The following is a 24,238-nucleotide window of genomic DNA, read 5'->3' as shown; positions in this document are numbered from 1 at the left end:
AACATGAGTTATGAAGTAAACGTTGTGGTCTGGAGCAAACAGGGCTGCTCCTATTGCGATGAAGTGAAAGGATATTTGCGGGAAAATGCCGTTGCATACGAAACAATTGATGTGACAGAACGGGACGAATTGCGTGACGTGCTGCAGACGAAGTACGGCATCCGTCATGTTCCCGTCGTTGAAATCGGCAGCGGTGACAGCCGTGTGTATCAGGCCGTTACTCAAGTCGGCATTGAACATGTAGAACGGGCGCTTGCCGATTACGAGGGGAAAAAGGGGGAGAGAAAATGAGCCGGACGGATCTTATTCAATTCGGAGCCATGATTCACGGTGTCGGCGGCACAACGGACGGCTGGCGTCATCCCGACGCCGATCCGACAGCAAGCACGAATGCGGCGTTTTACAGGCAAAAAGCGCAGACTGCTGAAAGAGGGCTGTTCAGCTTTGCTTTTATTGCGGACGGCTTGTTCATTTCTGAAAAGTCCATCCCGCATTTCTTAAATCGGTTTGAGCCGATCACTATCTTATCGGCGCTTGCCGCCTCTACAACCCATCTTGGTTTAATCGGCACATTTTCCACATCGTTCACTGAGCCGTTCACCATCGCAAGACAGCTGATGTCTCTTGACCATATCAGCGGCGGCCGGGCGGGCTGGAATCTCGTCACCTCTCCGCAGGCGGGAGCCGCGCGCAATCACAGCAAAGAAAGCCTTCCCGACCACAGCCGGCGCTATGCCATCGCCCAGGAACATGTGGACGTGGTGCGCGGTCTGTGGAATTCCTGGGAAGAAGATGCCTTCGTCCGCAACAAAGAAACCGGGCAGTTTTTTGACCCTGACAAACTGCATCGCCTGTATCACAAAGGCGAGTATTTCAAAGTGGAGGGCCCGCTGAATATCGGCCGGTCCAAACAGGGAGAGCCGGTCGTTTTCCAAGCGGGGTCTTCAGAAACCGGCCGGTCGTTTGCCGCGAGGAATGCAGATGCAGTCTTTACGCACTCCAATTCACTTGAGGAAACGAAGGCTTTTTATGATGATGTGAAGAAGCGGGCGGCGGATTACGGCCGGGACGCTACCAAGCTGCGGATCTTTCCGGGAATCAGTCCGATTATAGCCGGCTCACAAGAAGAAGCGGAAGCGAAATACCAAGAATTCGCCGAGCTGATTCCGATAGAGAACGCTGTTAAGTATGTGGCCAGATTTTTTGACGATTATGATCTGAGCCGTTTTCCGCTGGATGAGCCGTTTCCTGATTTGGGCGACGTCGGGAAAAACGCGTTTCAAAGCACGACAGACCGTATCAAAAGAGAGGCGAAAGCCCGGAATCTTACGCTGCGTCAAGTGGCGCGCGAAGCCGCGTTTCCGCGAACCAACTTTATCGGGACACCGGAACGTGTGGCATCATTAATTGAAACATGGTTTCAGCGGGAAGCGGCGGACGGGTTTATCATTCACTCTGACATTCCGGGCATGCTTGAAGCCTTTGTGGATCAAATCATACCGATCCTCCAGGAAAAGGGGCTGTACCGAAAAAGCTATCCGGCCGATACACTGCGGGGGAATCTCGGGTTGGATATTCCGGTCTGTAAATCAAACCCGATTTTGAGCAGAAACTAAATGTTTCTGCTTTTTCTGCTGCTTGCCATTCCTGTCATTAAAGGGATCCCGCCAGCATTTTGGATAAGAAAAGAGCCGGTTTACCCCGTTAACCGTTAAGAGTAAATCGGCTCTTTATTATTTAAAAGACGTAAGGAATGAAAACCTGCTGAATGCAATCCTTCAAACTTATATTCCCTAAGAAATTGTTATAAAAATAAGTTAAATCTTTAAGAGGTTAGCAATATTTCCGCCTAGTACTCGTTGTACGACTTCTTCACTTGAAGCATGGCGTTCAACTGCCAACTTATTTAGGAATGGATCACCATATGGAAAATCAGAACTAAATAAAGTGTTCTCTGGGAGTTCTTTTATAGCCAAAGATAATGCATAGGTTGTATAAAATGCAGAAATATCTAGGTAGGCGTTCTTTGTTTCTTTTGTTAATGCAATAACTTGCTGCCAATGAATCCCTCCCAAATGGCCATAGATTACAGGGACAGTGGGATATTTACGAGTTAAAGCGAACAATTCCTGAATATCATTTAAATTGAGTGGATGGAATGTATGCACCCAAATCGGAAAGGAATTATAAACACCAGCTGCCTGGAATACAGGCTCAAGCATTTTAATTTGGCCTGAACCAAGGGTGAATTCTCCAAGTCCCTTCATTTTATAATCTTTTACAATCTTCTCAACCCAATCACGCAGTTCTCCGGAGGAACTTAAAAGGGGAACTGATCCAAATCCAATAAAACGGTCAGGATATTTTGCGATAGCATCCCTTAATTCTTCTAGAGCTTTTGATCGTGCTTCTAGGGGATTTATTTCGTTATTTAAAATTTGATTCAGTACATCCATTTCCTGAATAAATTCATCGTAGCTTTCACTTTTTTCTGGATGAACAAGCGTAGAGAATAAAATAGTTTTATCTATCCCGCTTGAATCCATCATTTCAATGTGTTTTTCTACAGGTAGAACTACGTGGGCATGACTATCAATGATCATTTTTTACTCTTCTTCCAATAAATTGGATGACAGCTGATTTCGTCTTTTAGAAAATACTTCAGTAGCTATTGTTAAAATGGTATTTAATGCGACAGGAAAGCCTGCATAAATTAACATTTGCATCATAGCTTCCACAATTTCTTCTTCGGTCCATCCGACATTTAAAGCTCCGTTAATATAAAACTTTAATTGTTCTGTATTTCCTAAAGCAGTCAGACCAGCAACTGCTGCAAGAAGGCGGGATTTTAAATCTAATCCCGGTCTGGAAAAAATTTGACCGTAATTAAATTCCACAGCCAAAGTTCCCAAGTCAGGTGCTGCTGAATCTTTAAAACTGTTCACGATATTTTGATAGTTGTGCGGATCTATTTTTGATAGGACTTCCAATCCCTTTTTGTAGTTTTCTGTATTTTCAGACATTAGATATGACTTCCTTTCTCGAATTCTCTATTTTTTACTGTTCTTTTTTTAGGTAAGCTAAATAAGGAACTAAAAGCAATACCTATCATGAGTATCCCAACTGTACATACTCCATACCAATGCCATTTGCTCCAAGCAAGTACACCTAGATATGATCCTAAAGATCCGCCTAAGAATGTAGATACCATGTATAAACCATTTAATCTGCTTCTCTTTTCAGAAGATAGTTGAAAGATAGCAGCTTGACAAGCAACTTGATTTGCTTGCGTGCCAACTGTTACTAATAGTGCGCCAAGGAGTAATCCCGGTAACCAATATCCTAAGAATATTAAGGTCAGAAAAGCGATTAAAGAAATAAACATACATAAGGTATTAGCAAATTTTGATCCTTTTTTATCGATCACCCGGCCAATCATGGGAGTTGCAAAGGCTCCAGCTATTCCCACTAAACCTATTAAACCTGCCGCGGTGCTCCCATAAGAATAAGGAGAAGTATTTAATAAAAAAATAAGAGTTGTCCAGAAGGCACTAAAGGAACCAAACATCATTCCTTGACTCAGGCAAGCTTTTTGCAACACTTTTTCTTTTTTAAATAACGGGCCTAAAGATGCAAGTAATGTTTTATACTGCATTGCATGATTTCCTTTGCTTTTTGGAAGATACATTGCCATTAAAATGATCATTATCATTGTGCCAGCAAAAGAAGCCCAATACATTGATCTCCATCCAAAATGGGAATCTGCAAAACCACTGATAAATCGAGCGCCTAAAATCCCACACACTAAGCCAATGGCAACATTCCCTAACACTTTTCCTCTGTTCTCTTCTGAAGCTAAATTAGCAGCAAGAGGAACAATAATTTGAGGGACTATGGTAACAAATCCAAGAATTAAGTTTGCTGCAATCAGCCACGTTACATTCATTGATAAAGCAGTTGCGGCTAAAATTATACATACAATAGATAATAAACTTAGGATCAATTTTCTCCGTTCAAAAATGTCACCTAATGGTACCAATAAAAGATTTCCCAATGCATATCCCACTTGAGTTAAAGTTGCTACAATTCCTATATAGTTTTCAGAAACGTGAAAAGTATTTGCCATACTGACTAAGAGCGTTTGATTTAAATAGACATTAGCTACTGTAAAACCACATGCTGCAGCCATGAGGAGAACTAATCCTTTTGGGAAAGGCTCAGCCCTATTTTTGAAAACCATAAAACTCACCTCCTTCATTTATTAGAATAGATGAAGGTTTATAATGGGAATAGGAGTGTGTTTATCCTATTATTAAAACTACTACTTATAAGGGGAGATGTTCATGTTAAGTGACAAAGAAAGAAGGAAAGAACTAGGGGATTTCTTAAAAACACGACGGGCGCGATTATCTCCTCAAGACTTTGGTTTACCTATTGGTCCGCGCAGAAAAACAGAAGGACTGCGCCGAGAAGAAGCAGCTCAGCTGGCAGGAATAGGAGTAACCTGGTATACATGGTTAGAGCAAGGGCGTGATATACAGGTATCTTCAGACGTATTGGAGGCTATTTCGCGTGTATTCAGGTTAAATGAAGAGGAAAAAGAGCATCTATTTTTATTAGCAAATCGGCCATTGCTATCTAAGGTGGGAAGACCTCTCGTTGAAAGTGTAAATAGCGTCCTGAAAAATGTATTGAGTCAATTAGAATACTGCCCTACATATGTAACCGACGAAAAATTGAACATAGTAAGCTGGAATAAAGCTGCTGCCGTGGTTTTTGGTGACTTTAATAAAATGAATGATCGAGATCGTAATGCAGTCTGGCGTTGTTTTACGTCTAAAGAATACCGAGACCTCTTTCTTAATTGGGAAGATCATGCGCAACGCTTGATTGCTCAATTTCGTTTAGCCTATACACGTTTTGTCGGTGATGAGTGGTTTAAAGATATCATTAAAGAACTTACCAATAAGAGCCCTGAGTTTCGTAATTGGTGGTCCAAACATGAAGTTCTAGGTACTCCTTGCGGCAAAAAAACACTGCTGCATCCTTTAGTTGGAGAAATGATTATGGATCATATTACTCTTCAAGTGTACGATGCCCCTGAACTAAAATTAACCATTTACCAACCTCGCCAAGAAGGTGAAACAGAACAGAAAATGAAGCATTTGTTAAACTGGCAAGCAGACCTGCAATAAAAGAGTGTGATAAATTCGAACGTATGAAGCGGAATTCGTTTGTCTCTAATATAAGAGCAGGAACATTTTGCATGGATAAATTCCACACAACTGTCTGAAATGAAACAGCCGATTTAGGCTTAACATGGTCAAAATCGGTCTTTTCTTTGTCGAAATTTGCTTAACGCGGGTTTTTTTCGATTTGCTGGAGGTACTTCTTGCAGCCTTTTCAAAAAAATATACTGATTTCGAGATATTATTGTTGCGAAAAGATTTTTTTGTAACTATAATTATTACAGAACTGATCAGTATAAAAAAACATTCATATTTCATAATAAATGTGTGTGTAATCTGAAAACGAAAGGGCTGTTTACAATGGCAAAAGTACTTTATATCACTGCTCATCCTCATGATGAAAAGACATCTTACAGCATGGCGACAGGAAAAGCGTTTATCGATTCTTATAAAGAATCAAACCCGAATGATGAGGTTGTACATATCGACCTTTACAAGGAGAACATTCCTCATATCGACGCGGATGTATTCAGCGGCTGGGGAAAACTTCAATCCGGCACAGGTTTTGAAGAGCTTTCTGAAAACGAAAAAGCGAAAGTCAGCCGTCTGAACGAGCTGAGCGATCAATTCGCGGCAGCTGACAAATACGTATTCGTCACACCGCTTTGGAACTTCTCATTCCCGCCTGTTATGAAAGCGTACCTTGATTCTGTGGCTGTAGCCGGAAAATCATTCAAATATACAGAGCAAGGCCCGATCGGTCTGTTGACAGACAAAAAAGCGCTCCACATTCAGGCGCGCGGAGGCTATTACTCTGAAGGACCGGCGGCTGACATGGAAATGGGCCACCGTTACATCGGCATCATGATGAACTTCTTCGGCGTTCCTTCTTTCGACGGATTAATCGTTGAAGGCCATAATGCTGAACCGAATAAAGCACAGCAAATTAAAGAAGATGCGATTGCCCGCGCGAAAGAAGCCGGAAAATCATTCTGATCTTAAAAAAACCTCCCCGCCGTACGGCTGGGAGGTTTTTCATATTAAAGGGCAATCGTCCGTTTTTGTTCGCTGCTTTTCATCGCCGCTTCAATGACACGGATGACATCGATGCCTTCTTTTGCCGTAACGGGAAGCGGTTTTCCGTTTAAAATGCTGTCTGCCAGCAGTTTGTAGTACGTAAGGTAAGAGCCGTTCTCAGAGGGGATTGTTTCTGTATACCGTTTTTCATCCGCTGCGATTGTCAGCTCTCCGAAGTTGTCAGGATCATCGGCGCCCCAGCTGTCGTCAATCGGCTTTTTGCCCGCTGAAAGCGCATCTTCCTGTCCATCCATTCCGTATTTGATAAAGCTTGCATTCCGTCCGTGAATCTGATAGCGCGGGCCGCTTGCCGCATTCATGGAGCCGGATTGAAGAATGACCTGAAGTTTGCCGTAATGGAGCGCGGCCAGAAAATTATCAACGGTTTCACTGTTGTCCCGCTGTTTCATCACATGTGCGGTGACGGATTCCGGCATTCCGAAAAGCAGAAGTGTCTGGTCAATAATATGTGAACCGAGATCATACAGCGTTCCCGTGGCGGGTCCGTTCTTTTCGCGCCATTTTTCCTGTACAACCGGGTTGTATAGATCGTAGCTGACTTGATATGTATGAATGTCTTGAAGCGCCCCGTCCCGAATCAGCTTTTGTATCGTTAAAAAGTCATTGTCCCAGCGCCGGTTGTGATACACGCTCAGCAAGACGCCTTTATCTTCAGCCGTTCTTCTCAGCTCCTCCGCTTCTGCTGAAGTCGCCGTCATCGGTTTTTCCACGACGGTGTGTTTTCCCGCCAGGAGACATTTCATCGCTGATTCATAATGCATTCCGCTCGGTGTCGTGACGATGACGAGATCAATGTCAGGATCACCGGTAATGTCTTCAATCGCGCGCACGGCTTCAACTCCCGGCAGATCACGTTTGACCTCATCCGTTCTGGACGTCATGACTTTTTTGATCTGATAATCATCAAGGACGTCCAAAAGCGGCGCATGAAAAACTTTACCCGACAAACCATATCCCAATATGCCGACTTGTATCGTTTTCAATGAGTTTCCCCCTCTTGATAAGTGATAACATTATATACCCCGCGGGTGTACTGGTAAAACTTGTGTGTTGAAAATTTTTTACACCGGATTTTCAAGTCTGTATAATGAAGATAACGAAGAAAAAAACCGAGGTGGAAAATGGACAAACATACCGAGCATCAATCGTTAAATCATAAAAGCGCCAAAGAAAAAGACCAGATCCTGAACCGGCTGAAACGGATTGAAGGCCAAGTCAGGGGCATTCAGAATATGGTGGATAACGAACGATACTGCGTGGATATTCTCGTGCAGATTTCAGCCGTACAGGCGGCCATGCAGAAAGTCGCGTTTCATCTGCTGGAAGATCACGCCCATCACTGCGTAGCCGGCGCCATTGAGAGCGGAAACGGGGAGCAGGCGATTGCCGAGCTGCTTGATGTTGTGAAAAAAATCGCAAAATCATAAAATAAAATGTTTTGAAATACCCTACAGGGGTATGGTAACATAAAAAAGAAAAAACAAGACGTGGAGGGAATTATCATGGAACAAAAAACACTGCAAGTCGAAGGCATGTCATGTCAGCACTGCGTCAAAGCAGTAGAGACCGGAGTAGGAGAACTGAACGGAGTGACGGCGGTTCAGGTGAAATTGGAAGCCGGACAGGTGGATGTGACGTTTGATGAGAACAAAGTCTCCGTATCAGATATAAAAGACGCGATTGAAGATCAAGGTTATGACGTCGTATAGGATTTATCGCGCTGCGGAAACAGGCGCGGTTTTCTTTTATGAAAATGATACCCCCTGGGGGTTTGTGAGAAGAGGTGAGGGCATTGAGTGAACCGAAAGAGATGACCATTCAAGTGGGAGGCATGACATGCGCCGCCTGCGCTTCAAGAATTGAAAAAGGGCTGAAACGGATGGACGGCGTCAATGACGCTTCCGTCAATCTTGCGCTTGAGACCTCAAATATTTCCTATCAGCCTGACAAAATCGAAGCTGGCGCCATAAAGGATAAAATTGAAAAACTCGGCTACCATGTTGTGACGGAAAAAGCCGAGTTTCAGATTGAAGGCATGACGTGCGCCGCTTGCGCCAATCGGATTGAAAAGCGCCTGAACAAAGTAGGGGGAGTTGACAGCGCACCGGTGAATTTCGCTTTGGAAACGGTCACCGTTGAATACAATCCGAAAGAGGTGACACCGAAAGAGCTGAAAGAGACCGTGGCAAAACTCGGCTACAGATTAGACGAGAAGCAAGCGGTTGATGGAGATGGCGGATTATCCCAAAAGGAGAAAGAGCAGCGAAAGCAGCTGATCAGGCTGATATTTTCTGCCGTTCTCTCCTTTCCGCTTCTATGGTCGATGGTCAGCCATTTTTCTTTTACTTCTTTTATCTGGATGCCGGATATCCTGATGAATCCGTGGCTGCAATTCGCGCTTGCCACCCCGGTGCAGCTCGTCATCGGCTGGCCTTTTTATATGGGAGCGTATAAGGCGCTGAGAAACAAAAGCGCCAATATGGATGTTCTCGTTGCGCTCGGAACGACGGCCGCTTACGCATACAGCCTGTACATGACGATTGCGTCTCTCGGACGAGACGGACATGTAGAGGGGCTTTATTATGAAACGAGCGCCATTTTGCTGACTTTGATTTTGCTTGGAAAGCTTTTAGAGATGAAAGCGAAAGGCCGCTCATCAGAAGCGATTAAAAAGTTAATGAAGCTTCAGGCGAAGACGGCGGCGGTTGAGCGGGAAGGGAAGGTACAGGTGATTCCGATTGACGAGGTCCGGACGGGGGATATCGTATATGTGAAACCGGGAGAACGTGTTCCTGTCGATGGCGAAGTGATTGAAGGCCATTCCGCAATTGATGAATCGATGATTACGGGGGAGAGCATGCCTGTCGATAAGTCTCCCGGAAGCACCGTCACCGGGGCGACGATCAATGCAAACGGCTTTCTCAAAATCAGAGCGGTGAATGTCGGGAAAGATACCGCGCTTGCACACATTATTAAAATCGTAGAAGAAGCCCAAGGATCAAAAGCGCCCATTCAGCGGCTCGCGGATCACATTTCAGGCATTTTCGTCCCTATTGTGCTGGGGCTGGCCGTGCTGACTTTTCTCATTTGGTATGTATGGGCGGCGCCGGGACAGTTTTCTGAAGCGATCGGCAAATTCATCGCCGTGCTTGTCATTGCCTGTCCGTGTGCACTCGGGCTCGCCACTCCGACGAGCATTATGGCGGGCTCCGGCCGTGCAGCTGAATTCGGCATTCTTTTTAAAGGCGGAGAGCATTTAGAAAAAACAAAGCGTCTGACGACCATCGTACTGGATAAAACAGGAACGGTGACAAACGGCAGACCGGTTCTGACAGATGCCGTACCGGCAGAGGGAATGAACGAAGAGGAACTCCTGCGGCTGGCGGCGGCCGCCGAAACGGGATCAGAGCACCCGCTTGGAGAAGCCATCGTGTCAGGAGCCGAAAAACGGGGGATTGCCATCCCAAAAATCACCCGGTTCCAAGCCCGGATCGGTTCGGGAATATACGCCGAGGCTGACGGCAGAACGATTCTTGCCGGATCAAGACGGCTGATGGAATCGGAACATATCGAACATGAGGCGCTGCTTCCTCACATGGCCCGCTTGGAGGCGGAAGGAAAAACGGTGATGCTTATTGCGGCAGACGGCAAAGCGGCGGGCCTTATCGCAGTCGCCGATACAATCAAAGACACATCTCCGGCCGCGGTGAAACGCCTGAATGATATGGGGCTTGACGTCATCATGATGACCGGTGACAACAAAAAGACCGCGGAAGCCATTGCAAAAGCCGCGGGCATCGGCAGCGTGATCGCTGAAGTGCTTCCCGAACAAAAGGCGGCGGAAATTTCCCGGCTGCAAAAAGAAGGCCGGCGCGTGGCGATGGTCGGTGACGGCATCAATGATGCTCCGGCGCTGGCTGTGGCCGATATCGGAATGGCCATCGGCACCGGCACAGATATCGCAATGGAAGCGGCGGATATTACGCTGATCCGCGGTGACCTGAACGGCATTGCCGACGCCATCGGCATGAGCAGGCTGACCATGAGAAACATCAAGCAGAATTTAGGCTGGGCATTGGGATACAACAGCATCGGCATTCCGATTGCGGCGTCCGGCTTTCTGGCCCCGTGGGTGGCAGGCGCTGCCATGGCGTTCAGCTCAGTATCGGTCGTCCTTAATGCTTTGCGTTTACAGAGGGTAAAAAAAGACAAAATAGGTTGAGGCCTGTTTTGTCTTTTTTATTGACACTTTATTCAAAGCCTGCATATAATAGAGAAAACACATATATGAGTATATGTTCATATATATAAATTCGTTTAGCTGTATTGATGTTATGGGAATCCTATTACGGAAAGTAGGGTGAGTCGAAAATGAAAGCAGCCAAAGTTGAATTTGTATTAGACGGACTTGATTGCAGCAACTGTGCAAAAAAAATAGAAAACGGCGTAAAAGCCATTGACGGCATAGACGGCTGTGCTGTCAATTTTGCGGCAAGCACCATCACGGTCTCAGCCGGCGGCAAAAACGAACAATGGATGAAAGATGAGGTTGTGAAAAAAGTAAAGTCCATTGATCCTCATGTGACCGTTCGTTCGAAGCACGAAGACAAACCCGGCGAGGATGAGTACCGCAAAAAGCTGCAGCTGATGTTAGTGAGGCTGGCTGCGGGAGCCGTTTTGGCCGTCATCGCTTACTTCGCGCACACGGGCGCCGTCCTTGAGTTTCTGCTCTTTTTTGCTTCATATTTGATTATCGGCGGCGATATCGTAGCCAGAGCGGGAAAAAACATTGTCCGCGGCCAGGTATTTGATGAGCATTTTCTGATGGCGCTTGCCACGATCGGCGCATTTATGATTCATCAGTATCCGGAAGGCGTCGCGGTCATGCTGTTCTACCAAATCGGTGAATTGTTTCAGGGAGCGGCCGTCAGCCGATCCAGAAAATCGATCAGCGCGTTATTGGACATCCGTCCTGAGTACGCCAATGTGAAAACGGAAAACGGCATGACTGCCGTTTCGCCGCAGGACGTCAAAGTCGGACAGGTCATCGTCGTGAATCCCGGAGAACGGATTCCGTTGGATGGAAAGGTGCTGAGCGGTTCTTCGATGGTTGATACATCCGCTTTAACGGGCGAATCCGTGCCAAGAAAAGCGGAGCCGGGGCAAGATGTGATGGCCGGATTTATGAATCAGAACGGCGTGCTTCATATTGAAACCTCTAAAGGATATGAAGACTCTGCCGTGTCAAAAATATTGGATCTCGTCGAAAATGCGGCCGGACGCAAAGCGAAAACGGAAAACTTTATTACGAAGTTTGCCAAGTATTATACACCGGCCGTTGTCATTGTTGCGGTGCTTCTCGCCTTTTTACCGCCGCTTCTCGTGCCTTCAGCCGCGCTATCCGACTGGGTGTACCGCGCGCTGATTTTCCTTGTGATTTCTTGTCCGTGCGCACTCGTCGTCTCCATTCCGCTCGGGTTTTTCGGCGGTATCGGAGCTGCGTCTAAAGCAGGGGTGCTCGTGAAAGGCAGCAACTATTTAGAAGCGCTCAATCAGGTGGCATACGCCGTGTTTGATAAAACGGGAACCTTAACGAAAGGCAATTTCGCCGTTACTGATATCAAGCCGGCGGCGGGATTTACGAAAGACAGCCTGCTTCATGCGGCCGCGCTTGCGGAAGTCCATTCCAATCATCCGATTGCTTCTTCCATCCGTGAAGCTTACAATCAACCGCTCGCGGCAGACGAGATTGAAGAATATGAAGAAATACCCGGACACGGCATTCGGGTGAAAACCGGCGGATCAACGATTTTGGCCGGAAATCAAAAACTGATGGCAAAAGAACAAATCGCTTCCGGCACAGCTGAAAATAACGGAACCGTCGTCTATGTCGCCGTTGATCAGCAGTATGCGGGGGCGATCGTGATCGCCGATGAAATCAAAGAGGACGCCAAACAGGCCATTGCCAATTTAAAAGCGCTCGGCGTGAAGCGGACAGTGATGCTGACGGGTGATTCAAAGCAGACCGGAGAAGCTGTCGGCCGAGAGCTCGGTATTGATGACGTGTACACAGAGCTTTTGCCGGGTGACAAGGTAGACCGCGTCGAAGAACTTGAAGCGGCGCTTTCACCGAATGAAAAACTGATGTTTGTCGGCGATGGGATTAATGATACGCCTGTGCTTGCCAGAGCTGACATCGGAGCTGCCATGGGGGCTCTCGGCTCTGATGCCGCCGTCGAAGCGGCCGATGTCGTCCTGATGACAGACCAGCCGTCAAAAGCAGCCGAAGCCATCCGGATTGCACGCCGAACACGCCGGATCGTCTGGCAGAACATCGGATTTGCTTTAGGCGTAAAAATCATTTTTCTCCTGCTTGGCGCATTCGGATTCGCCACCATGTGGGAAGCGGTCTTTTCAGATGTAGGCGTCACGCTGATCGCCGTTGCCAACGCGATGCGCGTCATGAGAGTGAAAGCGGAATAATTGTCAAAGATAATTCGTTTTTCAGGGTTTTCTTAAACAAGGTTGTCTTGGTAAAATAGAGAAGCGGGCCATCCGGCATCCGCTTCTTTTTTATTTTAAAAACAATGAGGTGTCTGAGTGAAAAAGAAACAATCGTCTGCGAAATTTGCGGTGATTCTGACGTTAATCGTTGTCGTTTTATTTGCGGCCATCGTAATTATTAACAACCAAACGGAAAAAGCGGGCGAAACAGTCGCCGAACAGCCTTCCATTAAAGGACAGCCCGTGCTTGGCAAAGACAGCGCCCCTGTTACGGTAGTTGAATTCGGAGATTACAAGTGTCCGTCATGCAAAGTATTTAACAGCGATATCTTTCCGAAAATCAAAAAAGATTTTATCGATAAAGGCGACGTGAAATTTTCATTTGTGAACGTCATGTACCACGGAAGCGGCTCGCGTCTGGCGGCTCTTGCTTCAGAAGAGGTGTGGAAAGAAGACCCGGCATCATTCTGGGCATTCCATGAAAAGCTGTTTGAACAGCAGCCGTCAAGCGAACAGGAATGGGTCACGCCTGCATTGCTTGAAAAAACGGTCAAAAGCACCGCGAAAAAGGTTGATCCTGACAAGCTGAAGGAAAACCTTGATAAAGAGACATTTGCAAAAGAGCTGAAAGCTGACACTGACCTGAATGATAAATTAAACATTACGGCGACACCGACGATTTACGTAAATGACAAAGTGATTAAAGACTTCTCTGATTATGATGAGATTTCAAAAACGATTAAGAAAGAGCTGGAAAATGAAAAATAGAATCGTATTTTTATATGCTTCTTGGGTGATAGCTCTTGCTGCCATGCTCGGCAGCCTATATTTCAGCGAGATCAGAAAATTCATACCGTGCGAGCTGTGCTGGTATCAAAGAATTCTCATGTACCCGCTTGTCCTGATTTTAGGAATCGCCACCTTCCAGGGTGACACGCGCGTGAAAAAATATGTGCTGCCGATGGCCGTCATCGGCGCGTTTATATCGATCATGCATTACCTTGAGCAGAAGGTGCCCGGTTTCAGCGGCATCAAGCCGTGTGTTTACGGCGTGCCTTGCTCATCTGAATATATTAACTGGTTCGGTTTCATTACCATTCCTTTCCTGGCATTGACGGCATTTATTCTCATTATTATCTGCATGTGTTTTGTCAAAACGGAACGCACGGCAAAATAAAGAGCCTGCTCCATGGGAGCGGCTCTTTTTCTATTATTTGTACCAAGCTTTGTTTGTCGCAATCTGTCTGTTATGGGAGCTGTCCCAAATATCCACGGAATAGGCATAATCATAATTCATGACGCAGCGGATGCCGCTGCCTTGGGCGTCATGCTGAAGTCCGAAGTTATGGGAAAACTCGTGCTGTGCCGCTTTCGCCGTGTTGGCCGTTCCTTGATCAAGGTTCACGCTGAAAGCCGGGCCGCTCGGTTTGCCGTTATATACATACGCGATACCGCCGGCATCAAAACTTGATTTTGCGGTAAAACCGACGACAAAATGATAATTTTGATTTCTGAAGCTGCCTTGGAGATTCGATAAAATCTGAGAACTGTTTGAGCCCGAGGAATTCCAAGCCTGCACGGCCTGTACGACGAAATCAATGTTGTGATCACGGTTAAAAGCAACATCCGCCTGCTCCACGATCTGGACGATTCGCGTTTGCCAGTCGCTGTATTTGGCGCGGTATTCAGCGTCCGCCACCGCCAGCACTCTGACCTTCTGGCTGCCCGTGCTGGCTTTAGTTGAGGCTTTATCCTGACTGACATTGGCATTGAATCGTTTCGTGCCGACCTGCTTGCCGTTTTCATCCAGAATTTTTGTGTCAACCGTCTGTTCGACTTGGACCGGGCCCTTCAGATCTTTAAAATGATCGGCTTTCGGAAGCGGGTCCGTATACACCGTTTTCGCCGGCTCCGCATGAGTGTGCGAATGCGTATGGCTTTCGGCTGACGGCAGGCCGGGAATTAATCCGGCGGCCAATAAAACAGGAAAAACAAGTGAACTGATTTTCATCTCATAACCCCCTTTTTGTTAGAGAAAGTATTCAATGAAACTTCCAATAAACCTCCCAAAATAGTATAAAATAGGTAAATGTTCTTGCTCCCAGCCGTTGCGAGTGAGGTTGTCCCGGGTTGGAATCAGAATCTTTCAAAAATAAGGTTGATTTTAAGAGAAAGCGATTATAAAATCTAATGGTCGTCAGAAAATTTAACAAATAAAAAGGAGCATATGGAATGGCCTGGGAGCTGCTTAGTGTAATCGGCATCATTGCGTTTGCGGTCAGCGGAGCGATTGTTGCGATGGAAGAGGAGTATGATATTTTAGGCGTGTATATCTTGGGGATTGTAACGGCGTTCGGCGGAGGAGCGATCCGAAATCTGCTGATCGGTGTTCCGGTCTCCGCCTTGTGGGAGCAAGGCGCGTTTTTTCAAATCGCTCTCGCATCAGTTACGATTGTCTTTTTGTTTCCGAAGCTGCTGTTAAGGCATTGGAGTAAATGGGGCAACCTATCCGATGCCATCGGGCTTTCGGCATTTGCCATCCAAGGCGCTTTATATGCCGTGAAAATGGGCCATCCGCTCAGTGCGGTGATTGCGGCAGCGGTCCTCACCGGCAGCGGGGGCGGCATCATACGGGATTTGCTCGCGGGCAGGAAGCCGCTTGTGCTCAAGGCGGAAATTTATGCAGTCTGGGCCGCGCTCGGAGGGTTAATCGTGGGCCTCGGCTGGGCCGGGGATGCCGCCGGTTTGTATGTGCTGTTTCTTGTGCTTGTGGCATGCCGCATCTGCAGTTATGTGTTCAGGTGGCGCCTGCCGAATCGTTCCTATCATATAGATCAGTAAAAAACCGATTTCATAAAGAAATCGGTTTTTTTTCATAACGGCTTCTGATAAAAAAAGACGCCCGATATGATAAGAAAAAGGGTATTTGACCATAATGCTGAATAATATGTTGCATATATGTTTGTATGATGAAATCCGGATTTGTCAGCTTGATGTCGGAGGTGCCGCTGATGGCAAAACGTGATAAAGAGTGGAAAGAAGAGCAGGAAAGAATCAATTTTGTCATGAAGGAACTGGAACAGAAACAAACTCATCTTGAAGCCTCATCGGGCGGATTGAAGCAGGATATTGTCGGGCTGAGAAAAACGTTTTGGGATGATGTCACCGTGAATATGGATGACGCCCACGAAGCGGCTGAGACATTTTCAAGCATTAAACAGCAGGCAGAAATGCTTTCAGAACGTGAACGGACGCATCGGCTTCAATACCGGCATCTTCAAAAAATCCAAAAGCTGAAAACCTCTCCTTACTTCGGCCGTGTCGATTTTACGGAAAAAGGGGAGCCCTCTTCCGAGCGGATTTATATCGGGCTGACTTCTTTGATGGATGAAAACAACGAGCAATTTCTCATTTATGATTGGCGCGCGCCCATCTCCTCTCTTTACTATCAATATTCCCCGGGAAAAGCCCGCTATGAAGTTCCCGAAGAAACGATAGAAGGAGACATCACACTGAAGCGGCAGTTTATCATTAAAAACGGGACGCTTAAAGCGATGTTTAACACGGATATGACGATTGGTGACGAAATGCTGCAAGAGGTGCTGAGCGGGCATTCCGGACAGCATATGAAAAACATCGTGTCAACCATCCAAAAAGAACAGAACGAAATCATCCGGGATGAAAAAAGCAAATATCTCATCGTTCAGGGAGCCGCCGGAAGCGGGAAAACATCCGCGGCGCTTCAGCGGGCCGCTTACTTGCTGTACCGCGGGCGCGGGGTGCTTGATGCCCGTCAGATTGTATTGTTTTCCCCGAATATTTTGTTCAACAGTTATGTGTCCGCCGTATTGCCGGAATTGGGAGAAGAGAATATGGAGCAGGCCACCTTTCAGGAATATATCATCCGCCGGCTCGGACGAAAGTTTGATTGTGAAAGCCCGTACGAGCAGCTTGAATATTGCCTGACTGAACAAAATCAGGACGCACTTTCCGTAAGGCTCGCAGCCATTGCTTACAAAGCGTCATCAGCTTTCCGGGCCATGATTGACCGCTACGCCTGCTCGCTTTCCGGCTCGGGCCTGATGTGTAAACAGATCAGCTTCCGGGGAGACATCCTGATTTCAAAAGAACGGATTGAAGCCTATTTTTATTCGCTTGATCAGCAGCTGCCGATTCCGAACAGAGCGGAGCTGACAGCGGAATGGCTTCTCGCGGAAATCAGCGCTCTCGAAAAAAAGGAGCGTAAGAAGGAATGGGTCTTGCAGGAGAGCGAGCTGCTTGATAAGGAAGACTATGCTGAGGTTTATCAAACACTCAAGAAGCAGGCGGCAGATGATGAACCTGCATTTGACGACCATCAGCGCGAACAGCGGCTGCTTGGCGCCATTATTGTCGGCAAAGCCTTTAAACCGATTAAGCAGGCCGTCAGACGGCTCGGCTTTCTCGATATAAAACGGATGTATCTCCGGCTGTTTTCAGACTGGGGAGCTGATGAAAAGCCCGATCATTGGGAGAGCATCGGCGCTTTGACCAGAAACGCATTTGCAGAACGGTCACTTCCGTATGAAGATGCCGCTCCGTATCTGTATTTGCAGGATCTGTTAGAAGGAAAAAGAAAAAACACACAAATGAAGCACGTCTTCATTGATGAAGCGCAGGATTATTCCCCATTTCAGCTCACGTATATTCAAAGCATCTTCCCAGCGGCAAAGATGACGGTTCTCGGTGATGTCAGCCAGTCGATTTATGCCCACACCATTACGGGCCCTTCTTCCCTCGCCGGCTGCTTTCGCAATGGTGCAGAAAAGTATGTCAGCCTGAAGCGGACTTACAGATCGACGCGGCAGATTGTTGAATTTACGAAAGCGCTGCTGGCTGACGGCGATGACATTGAGCCTTTTAACCGGAACGGGGAAAAACCGCGTGTTTTGCGGACGGATACAGAAAATGCGCGGCAGGAACAATTGGCGGATACAATCCGGGAGCTCAGACAAAAAGGCTGGGAGACGGTCGCCGTCATCTGCAAAACGGCCGCGGAAGCCAAAAAAGTGTTTCAGGCGGTCAGCGCCGAGAGCGGTGTCCGCTTGATCAATAAAGAAAACCAGCCTTTTCAAAAAGGGGTATGCGTCATTCCCGTTTATTTGGCAAAAGGCATTGAGTTTGACGCCGTCATTGCCGCTGATGCCTCTGCTGCCCAGTACAAAAGCGAACATGACCGTAAGCTGTTATATACGGCCTGTACGCGGGCGATGCATCATCTGACCGTATTGTCTCCGGGAGAACACTCTCCTTTTATTAAAGAAGTGCCCGCCGGCTTATTCGTGTAAGCCCTTTGCCAAGTGCAAAGGGCTTTTTATCATTAGTAATCTTAATCGTTGTCATCATGATTATATATTTTACTTACATACAAACTTTCGGTAAAGTTTCAATTAGAATATTATTTTGACAATTCCTATAGAAATAACGTACGTTACGTTTAATTCCTTGTGAGGTGGATATCGTTGCAACTTCAGGTCATGAACAGTCCGTTTAATCAGGAGCAGGCAGAGCTCCTTAACCGCCTTCTGCCGACCTTGACAGAATCACAGAAAATCTGGCTGAGCGGTTATTTGGCTGCGGCCCGGTCCGAATCCGGTGAAACAGCCGCACCCGCTGCTCCGGCTCCTGCAGAAAGCCCGGCAGTCTCAAGAGAAGTGACCGTATTATACGGATCGCAAACGGGAAATGCGGAAGGTCTTGCGAAACAGACGGTAAAGACGCTTGAGGAACGGGGATTCCAGGTCACCGTCGCGTCGATGAACGATTTTAAGCCGAATAATCTGAAAAAAATAAACAATTTACTGATCGTTGTGAGCACGCACGGAGAAGGCGATCCGCCGGATAACGCGCTGGCCTTTCATGAATTTCTTCACGGCAGACGCGCGCCGAAGCTTGAAGCGCTCCGTTACTCCGTTTTGGCGCTCGGGGACAGCTCGTATGAATTTTTCTGCCAGACCGGCAAAGAGTTTGACGAGCGTCTTCAAGAGCTCGGCGGCACACAGCTTGCGCCGCGGGTTGATTGCGATCTTGATTATGATGAGCCGTTTTCTGAATGGCTTGACGCGGTCATCGGCGGTTTGAACGAAGGAGCGGGAAATCAAACAGCCGAAGCGCCTGCCGAGACGCCGGCTCTCGGTGAATCCGTTTATTCCAGAACGAACCCGTTTCGGGCGGAGGTTCTTGAGAACATCAATCTGAACGGACGCGGTTCGAATAAAGAAACACGCCATCTCGAGCTTTCGCTTGAAGGATCGGGCCTCGCGTATCAGCCCGGAGACAGCCTCGGCATCTATCCGGAAAATGATCCGGCGCTCGTTGATGAGCTGATCAATGAGCTGAAATGGGACCCAAAACAGGAAGTGGCGGTGAATAAACAAGGAGAGCGCCTCCCGCTGAAAGATGCGCTTACTTCTCATTTTGAAATAACCGTTTTAACAAAACCGTTCCTGCAAAAGGCCGCACAGTTTACGGCTGACCAAAAGCTGAGTGAACTTCTGGCCGAAGGAAACGAAGAGCAGCTGAAAGCGTACATCAACGGCCGTGATCTGGTTGATCTCGTCCGGGATTTCGGTCCGTGGGAAGCGACAGCGGAAGACTTTCTTTCCATCCTGCGTAAAATGCCGGCCCGGCTCTATTCGATCGCAAGCAGTTTAGAAGCGAATCCGGAAGAGGTGCATCTGACAATCGGAGCGGTCAGATATGACGCGCACGGCAGAGAACGAAAAGGCGTCTGCAGCATTCTGTGTGCGGAAAGACTCCAGCCGGGAGATACGCTTCCGATTTACATTCAGCACAACCAAAACTTCAAGCTGCCGGAAAACCCGGATACACCGATCATTATGGTCGGGCCGGGGACAGGCATCGCGCCGTTCCGTTCCTTTATGCAGGAGCGTGAAGAAACCGGAGCTGAAGGGAAAACATGGCTGTTTTTCGGGGATCAGCACTTTGTCACTGATTTTCTGTACCAGACGGAATGGCAAAAATGGCTGCAAAACGGTGTTCTCACAAAAATGGACGTCGCTTTTTCCCGGGATTCGGAGGAAAAAGTATATGTGCAGCACCGCATGAAAGAACAAAGCAAAGAGCTGTATGAATGGCTGCAGCAGGGAGCCGCCGTATACATCTGCGGTGATGAACAGCATATGGCGCATGACGTGCACCAGGCGCTTCTCGATATCATTCAGGAAGAAGGCGGCATGAGCCGTGAAAAAGCGGAAAGCTTCCTGGCAGACATGCAGCAGAAAAAACGCTATCAGCGTGACGTATATTGATTTTGGTTTGAAAGGAGCTTATTCAGCATGGTGAATAACATTTTAAAAGCGCCGGAAGGCCCTCCAAGTGATGTTGAGGAAATTAAAGAAAAAAGTGATTATTTGCGCGGCACATTGAAAGAAGTCATGCTCGACCGGATTTCAGCCGGCATCCCGGACGATGACAACCGGCTGATGAAGCATCACGGAAGCTACTTGCAGGATGACCGCGATCTCCGTAATGAACGTCAAAAACAAAAGCTTGAACCGGCTTATCAGTTCATGCTGCGCGTCCGGATGCCAGGCGGCGTGTCAACTCCGGAACAATGGCTTGTCATGGATGAACTGGCGCAAAAATACGGAAACAATACATTGAAGCTGACAACGCGTGAAACGTTCCAAATGCACGGAATTTTAAAATGGAACATGAAAAAAACGATTCAGAAAATCAATGCGGCGCTGCTTGATACCATTGCGGCCTGCGGAGATGTCAACCGAAACGTCATGTGCGCTTCAAATCCGCACCAGTCTGAAATTCATGCGGAAGTATACGAATGGTCGAAGAAATTGAGCGATGACCTTCTTCCGCGCACGAGAGCCTATCATGAAATCTGGCTTGATGAGGAACGTGTGGCGGGCACTCCTGACACGGAAACGGAACCGATGTACGGGCCGCTGTACCTGCCGCGGAAATTCAAAATCGGAATCGCCGTGCCTCCGTCCAATGATATCGATGTCTTTTCTCAAGATCTCGGCTTCATTGCCATCGTGGAGGAAGGCCGTCTTATCGGATTCAACGTGGCAATCGGCGGCGGTATGGGAATGACGCACGGCGATACGGCCACTTATCCGCAGCTTTCAAAAGTCATCGGCTTCTGCAAACCGGAGCAGCTGTATGATGTAGCGGAAAAAACCATTACGATTCAGCGCGATTACGGAAACCGTTCCGTCAGAAAGAATGCCAGATTCAAGTACACCGTTGACCGTCTCGGGCTGGAAAACGTAAAAGCCGAGCTGGAAAACCGCCTCGGCTGGCAGCTGGATGAAGCGAAACCTTATCATTTTGACCATAACGGCGACCGTTACGGATGGGTGAAGGGTGTAAAAGGTAAATGGCACTTTACGATGTTTATCGAAGGCGGCCGCGTCACGGACTATGAGAATTATAAGCTGATGACGGGATTACGTGAAATCGCCAAAGTCCATACGGGAGATTTCCGTCTCACCTCTAATCAAAACCTGATTATCGGCAATGTCTCGAGCCAGAAAAAGAAACAAATCAGCGCATTAATCGAACAATACGGTCTGACAGACGGCCGGCAGCATTCCGCCCTCCGCCGCAGTTCAATGGCTTGCGTCGCGCTTCCGACATGCGGGCTCGCCATGGCCGAAGCCGAGCGCTATCTGCCGAAATTGATTGATAAGATTGAAGACATTGTTGACGAAAACGGGCTGCGGGATGAAGAAATCACCATCCGTATGACCGGGTGCCCGAATGGCTGCGCCCGCCATGCGCTCGGCGAAATCGGATTTATCGGAAAGGCGCCCGGAAAATATAATATGTATTTAGGAGCGGCGTTTGACGGCAGCCGTTTGAGCAAAATGTACCGGGAAAATATCGGTGAAGAGGAAATTCTGAATGAGCTTCGCACCATTCTCCCGCGCTACGCGAAAGAGCGTGAGGAAGGCGAACACTTCGGCGATTTCGTCATCCGCGCGGGCATCATTAAAGCGACGACAGACGGCACGAATTTTCACGAATAAGATGAGCACTTAAAACCAAGGATAGAGACACACTGACGGTGCGTTCTCTATCCTTTACTAAGCAGCATAAACGCTGCACCGCGTCATGAAACAGATGACGCAGCTTGCGAAAAAGCCTGTTTTCAGAGAAAACAGGCTTTTTCTTTTTCTAGAAAAAATGTAGCTGAAGGCAAAAAAAGTTCGCCGTGAGCACGTTATGAGAAATTTTAAATAAAAACGGGTAAAATAAAAGAAGAATGGTTGCGTGCGGAAAATATATTGAATCTGCCCGATCATCGGCTCCGGCCTTTGGCAAAGGCAGAGAACAGGCAATAATGATATGATGCAGCAGATGAAGGAGGTCATGCTTTGGACATATTTTTAGTCGTACTCGTACTTTTAACCATCATCGCGATCTCAAATATCGTAAATCGGTTTGTCCCCTTTATCCCGGTGCCTTTGATTCAGGTGGCGCTCGGTATCATTGCGGCGTCATTTCCGCAGGGACTTCATTTTGAACTGAATACCGAATTGTTTTTTGTTTTGTTTATCGCTCCGCTGCTTTTTAACGATGGAAAACGGACGCCGCGTGCGGAACTTTGGAATTTAAGAGCGCCGATTCTGCTGCTTGCGCTCGGGCTCGTGTTTGCCACGGTGATTGTCGGCGGTTACACGATTCATTGGATGATTCCGAGCATTCCGCTGGCTGCCGCGTTCGGGCTGGCGGCGATTCTGTCACCGACTGACGTTGTCGCGGTCAGCGCGCTGTCAGGGCGAGTGAAGATGCCAAAAGGCATTCTGCGTCTCCTTGAAGGAGAAGGACTGATGAATGACGCATCCGGCCTGGTCGCTTTTAAATTTGCGATTGCGGCTGCCGTGACGGGCGCATTTTCGCTGGCGCAGGCCGCCTTCAGTTTCGTTCTGATTTCAGCCGGCGGTTTACTCAGCGGTGTCGTCATTTCTTTTTTGATTATCCGTTTCCGGCTGTTTTTGCGCCGCCTCGGCATGCAGGATGTCACGATGCATATGCTGATTCAAATTCTGACGCCGTTCGTCATCTATCTCGCGGCTGAAGAAATCGGCGTTTCCGGCATTTTAGCTGTTGTGGCCGGCGGCATCACGCATGCGGTGGAGCAGGACCGTCTTGAATCAACGATGGTCAAACTGCAAATCGTCTCTTCAAGTACGTGGAATATTATTTTGTTCATTCTGAACGGTCTTGTTTTCGTTATTTTAGGGGCGCAAATACCGGATGTGGTTTCCGTCATCTTTAATGATACCGCGTTTAACAATATGATGGTCATCGGGTACATTATCGTCATTACGCTGACGTTAATGATTCTCAGGTTTTTGTGGGTGCTGTTTTTTTGGAACGGCAAGTGGTTTTTTAACAAGGATCAGAGCATTTATAAACCCGGCCTGCGCTCGACCCTGCTGATTTCGGTTTCAGGCGTCAGGGGAGCGGTCACGCTTGCGGGTTCCTTTTCCATTCCTTACGTGCTCTCTGACGGCTCACCGTTTCCTGAACGGAATTTGATTCTCTTTTTAGCCGCGGGTGTTATTATGTGCACATTGGTGCTGGCGACAATCGTACTGCCGATTTTGACAGATAAGCCGGAAGACAATGTGAAAGAGAAGAAAGTCAAATTGCTGACAGCGAGACGGAAGCTGATAAAGGCAGCCTTAACCGCCATTAAAGAAAATATGAATGAGACAAACAAAACGGCTTCTTTTGCGGTTATTGCCGAATACAATGAGAAAATGAAAAATCTCAGGTTTCAGCAGTTCACCGTAAAAAACCGCACGAAAAAAGATGAGCGGAAAGTCCGCGCCCAAGGGATACAGGCTGAACAGGAAGAATTGCTGCGGCTGATTGAGCGGGGCGACATACCGGAAGAAACGGCTGACAGCCTTCAGGAACGGTTTGATGAACTGGAAGTGCTGTATACGAATCCGTTTAAAGTCGGCTTATCTAAGAAAAAGCTGAAACGCCTGATGTACTGGATCTTTTTCGGTGAACAAAAAAAGCCGGAAATGACGATTTTAAATGAAGAAGGCCTCATCCGCGCCACAAGGGTTAAAACGGCAAAAGCGGCCATTGAAAGCCTGAAAAAACACATGACTGAAGAAAATAAAGATGTGACGCTTGCCGTCATTTCCTTTTACAATCACCTGATTTTCAGGCTGGGGCACTCGTATCACGAACAGAATCCGAGCCGCCGTTTTGAAAATCAAAAACTCGAAATCAAACTGCGGGCCGTGCAGGCCATCCGCAACGAAATCCAAACATTGTTCGAAGAGCGGGAAATTTCCCGCGATATGTCACATGAGCTTCGCCAATACATCAATGATGTGGAAGCGGCCATGCTTGACGGAGATGAATAAATCAAAAAAGTCCGGCATCTGTCGCCGGAC

20 protein-coding genes are annotated in these 24,238 nt (G+C 47.5%); 15 read left to right on the top strand and 5 right to left on the bottom strand.

Annotated elements, in window-relative coordinates; translation table 11 throughout:
• Positions 1 to 3: 3 nt before the first annotated feature.
• Positions 4 to 291: a glutaredoxin family protein gene (locus NSQ37_RS01395; RefSeq protein WP_012118454.1), complete on the top strand. Its 288-nt coding sequence runs from the start codon at positions 4 to 6 to the stop codon at positions 289 to 291.
• Entirely contained in the window at positions 288 to 1,616 is a 1,329-nt protein-coding gene (locus tag NSQ37_RS01390; RefSeq protein WP_341123102.1) for an LLM class flavin-dependent oxidoreductase, read from the top strand. Before NSQ37_RS01395 ends, NSQ37_RS01390 begins: the two co-directional genes overlap by 4 nt.
• A 201-nt stretch (positions 1,617 to 1,817) precedes the next feature.
• On the opposite strand, the gene NSQ37_RS01385 is transcribed toward NSQ37_RS01390, so the two are convergent.
• From NSQ37_RS01385 to NSQ37_RS01375, 3 genes are read right to left on the bottom strand one after another with little or no spacing between them, the layout of a single operon-like run.
• Positions 1,818 to 2,603: an amidohydrolase family protein gene (locus NSQ37_RS01385; protein WP_341123100.1), complete on the bottom strand. Its 786-nt coding sequence runs from the start codon at positions 2,601 to 2,603 to the stop codon at positions 1,818 to 1,820.
• 3 nt (positions 2,604 to 2,606) lie between these two features.
• A complete protein-coding gene (locus NSQ37_RS01380; RefSeq protein WP_341123098.1) occupies positions 2,607 to 3,023 on the bottom strand; it encodes a carboxymuconolactone decarboxylase family protein in 417 nt (138 codons plus the stop codon).
• Positions 3,023 to 4,240 (bottom strand): MFS transporter, encoded by a 1,218-nt coding sequence (locus tag NSQ37_RS01375; RefSeq protein ID WP_192452697.1) that lies wholly within the window; start codon positions 4,238 to 4,240, stop codon positions 3,023 to 3,025. Before NSQ37_RS01375 ends, NSQ37_RS01380 begins: the two co-directional genes overlap by 1 nt.
• A gap of 103 nt (positions 4,241 to 4,343) precedes the next feature.
• Between NSQ37_RS01375 and NSQ37_RS01370 the strand changes: the two genes are divergently transcribed.
• Both NSQ37_RS01370 and NSQ37_RS01365 read left to right on the top strand, forming a co-directional pair.
• Positions 4,344 to 5,195: a helix-turn-helix transcriptional regulator gene (locus NSQ37_RS01370; protein WP_007410007.1), complete on the top strand. Its 852-nt coding sequence runs from the start codon at positions 4,344 to 4,346 to the stop codon at positions 5,193 to 5,195.
• 354 nt (positions 5,196 to 5,549) lie between these two features.
• Positions 5,550 to 6,185, top strand: coding sequence for an FMN-dependent NADH-azoreductase (locus NSQ37_RS01365; RefSeq protein ID WP_015240584.1), 636 nt, complete (start codon positions 5,550 to 5,552; stop codon positions 6,183 to 6,185).
• Between the two features lie 44 nt (positions 6,186 to 6,229).
• Here the strand turns inward: NSQ37_RS01365 and NSQ37_RS01360 are convergent, their stop codons facing one another.
• Positions 6,230 to 7,270, bottom strand: a complete 1,041-nt coding sequence (locus NSQ37_RS01360) for an oxidoreductase (RefSeq protein WP_341123096.1) — start codon at positions 7,268 to 7,270, stop codon at positions 6,230 to 6,232.
• 138 nt (positions 7,271 to 7,408) lie between these two features.
• Between NSQ37_RS01360 and csoR the strand changes: the two genes are divergently transcribed.
• The 6 genes from csoR to NSQ37_RS01330 all read left to right on the top strand — a co-directional run bounded on the left by csoR (position 7,409) and on the right by NSQ37_RS01330 (position 13,968).
• On the top strand, positions 7,409 to 7,714 hold the full coding sequence (gene csoR / locus NSQ37_RS01355; RefSeq protein ID WP_003151723.1) for a copper-sensing transcriptional repressor CsoR: 306 nt from the start codon (positions 7,409 to 7,411) through the stop codon (positions 7,712 to 7,714).
• Between the two features lie 75 nt (positions 7,715 to 7,789).
• Positions 7,790 to 7,996 carry a copper chaperone CopZ gene (copZ, locus tag NSQ37_RS01350; RefSeq protein ID WP_015240581.1) on the top strand — a complete coding sequence of 69 codons (207 nt, stop codon included), beginning with the start codon at positions 7,790 to 7,792 and terminating at the stop codon, positions 7,994 to 7,996.
• Positions 7,997 to 8,079: 83 nt separating this feature from the next.
• The gene (locus NSQ37_RS01345; protein ID WP_341123095.1) at positions 8,080 to 10,509 is read left to right on the top strand and encodes a heavy metal translocating P-type ATPase; all 2,430 of its coding nucleotides are present in this window, start codon (positions 8,080 to 8,082) and stop codon (positions 10,507 to 10,509) included.
• 149 nt (positions 10,510 to 10,658) lie between these two features.
• Positions 10,659 to 12,770, top strand: coding sequence for a heavy metal translocating P-type ATPase (locus NSQ37_RS01340; RefSeq protein WP_327943357.1), 2,112 nt, complete (start codon positions 10,659 to 10,661; stop codon positions 12,768 to 12,770).
• Positions 12,771 to 12,887: 117 nt separating this feature from the next.
• Complete coding sequence (locus tag NSQ37_RS01335) at positions 12,888 to 13,559, top strand: DsbA family protein (RefSeq protein WP_327943355.1); 672 nt, start codon at positions 12,888 to 12,890, stop codon at positions 13,557 to 13,559.
• Positions 13,549 to 13,968, top strand: coding sequence for a disulfide oxidoreductase (locus NSQ37_RS01330; RefSeq protein WP_007410015.1), 420 nt, complete (start codon positions 13,549 to 13,551; stop codon positions 13,966 to 13,968). The genes NSQ37_RS01335 and NSQ37_RS01330 overlap by 11 nt, the downstream gene beginning before the upstream one ends.
• Before the next feature lie 33 nt (positions 13,969 to 14,001).
• Here the strand turns inward: NSQ37_RS01330 and NSQ37_RS01325 are convergent, their stop codons facing one another.
• Positions 14,002 to 14,802, bottom strand: a complete 801-nt coding sequence (locus NSQ37_RS01325; protein ID WP_007410016.1) for a zinc-dependent metalloprotease — start codon at positions 14,800 to 14,802, stop codon at positions 14,002 to 14,004.
• Between the two features lie 221 nt (positions 14,803 to 15,023).
• Between NSQ37_RS01325 and NSQ37_RS01320 the strand changes: the two genes are divergently transcribed.
• The 5 genes from NSQ37_RS01320 to NSQ37_RS01300 all read left to right on the top strand — a co-directional run bounded on the left by NSQ37_RS01320 (position 15,024) and on the right by NSQ37_RS01300 (position 24,208).
• A complete protein-coding gene (locus tag NSQ37_RS01320; RefSeq protein ID WP_007410017.1) occupies positions 15,024 to 15,632 on the top strand; it encodes a trimeric intracellular cation channel family protein in 609 nt (202 codons plus the stop codon).
• A 170-nt stretch (positions 15,633 to 15,802) separates the two neighbouring features.
• Positions 15,803 to 18,118: an RNA polymerase recycling motor HelD gene (gene helD, locus NSQ37_RS01315; RefSeq protein ID WP_341123090.1), complete on the top strand. Its 2,316-nt coding sequence runs from the start codon at positions 15,803 to 15,805 to the stop codon at positions 18,116 to 18,118.
• Positions 18,119 to 18,292: 174 nt separating this feature from the next.
• Positions 18,293 to 20,101, top strand: coding sequence for an assimilatory sulfite reductase (NADPH) flavoprotein subunit (locus NSQ37_RS01310; RefSeq protein ID WP_332286435.1), 1,809 nt, complete (start codon positions 18,293 to 18,295; stop codon positions 20,099 to 20,101).
• 27 nt (positions 20,102 to 20,128) lie between these two features.
• Positions 20,129 to 21,844, top strand: a complete 1,716-nt coding sequence (gene cysI / locus NSQ37_RS01305; protein WP_003151735.1) for an assimilatory sulfite reductase (NADPH) hemoprotein subunit — start codon at positions 20,129 to 20,131, stop codon at positions 21,842 to 21,844.
• A 348-nt stretch (positions 21,845 to 22,192) separates the two neighbouring features.
• Positions 22,193 to 24,208 (top strand): Na+/H+ antiporter, encoded by a 2,016-nt coding sequence (locus NSQ37_RS01300; RefSeq protein WP_012118437.1) that lies wholly within the window; start codon positions 22,193 to 22,195, stop codon positions 24,206 to 24,208.
• The last annotated feature ends 30 nt before the right edge of the window (positions 24,209 to 24,238 follow it).

The sequence above is a fragment of the Bacillus sp. FSL P4-0334 genome (assembly GCF_038004825.1).
GTDB lineage: Bacteria > Bacillota > Bacilli > Bacillales > Bacillaceae > Bacillus > Bacillus velezensis.
Note: the sequence above shows the minus strand (reverse complement) of the source record. Positions and strands in the feature narration are given on the sequence as shown.

Bases quoted from the DNA above. Each gene is read 5' to 3' on its own strand.
- NSQ37_RS01330 (WP_007410015.1), top strand. From the start codon at position 13,549: ATGAAAAATAGAATCGTATTTTTATATGCTTCTTGGGTGATAGCTCTT.
- NSQ37_RS01380 (WP_341123098.1), bottom strand. From the start codon at position 3,023: ATGTCTGAAAATACAGAAAACTACAAAAAGGGATTGGAAGTCCTATCA.
- NSQ37_RS01325 (WP_007410016.1), bottom strand. From the start codon at position 14,802: ATGAAAATCAGTTCACTTGTTTTTCCTGTTTTATTGGCCGCCGGATTA.
- NSQ37_RS01340 (WP_327943357.1), top strand. From the start codon at position 10,659: ATGAAAGCAGCCAAAGTTGAATTTGTATTAGACGGACTTGATTGCAGC.
- NSQ37_RS01370 (WP_007410007.1), top strand. From the start codon at position 4,344: ATGTTAAGTGACAAAGAAAGAAGGAAAGAACTAGGGGATTTCTTAAAA.
- copZ (WP_015240581.1), top strand. From the start codon at position 7,790: ATGGAACAAAAAACACTGCAAGTCGAAGGCATGTCATGTCAGCACTGC.
- NSQ37_RS01390 (WP_341123102.1), top strand. From the start codon at position 288: ATGAGCCGGACGGATCTTATTCAATTCGGAGCCATGATTCACGGTGTC.
- NSQ37_RS01375 (WP_192452697.1), bottom strand. From the start codon at position 4,240: ATGGTTTTCAAAAATAGGGCTGAGCCTTTCCCAAAAGGATTAGTTCTC.
- NSQ37_RS01320 (WP_007410017.1), top strand. From the start codon at position 15,024: ATGGCCTGGGAGCTGCTTAGTGTAATCGGCATCATTGCGTTTGCGGTC.
- helD (WP_341123090.1), top strand. From the start codon at position 15,803: ATGGCAAAACGTGATAAAGAGTGGAAAGAAGAGCAGGAAAGAATCAAT.
- NSQ37_RS01365 (WP_015240584.1), top strand. From the start codon at position 5,550: ATGGCAAAAGTACTTTATATCACTGCTCATCCTCATGATGAAAAGACA.
- NSQ37_RS01395 (WP_012118454.1), top strand. From the start codon at position 4: ATGAGTTATGAAGTAAACGTTGTGGTCTGGAGCAAACAGGGCTGCTCC.
- NSQ37_RS01385 (WP_341123100.1), bottom strand. From the start codon at position 2,603: ATGATCATTGATAGTCATGCCCACGTAGTTCTACCTGTAGAAAAACAC.
- cysI (WP_003151735.1), top strand. From the start codon at position 20,129: ATGGTGAATAACATTTTAAAAGCGCCGGAAGGCCCTCCAAGTGATGTT.
- csoR (WP_003151723.1), top strand. From the start codon at position 7,409: ATGGACAAACATACCGAGCATCAATCGTTAAATCATAAAAGCGCCAAA.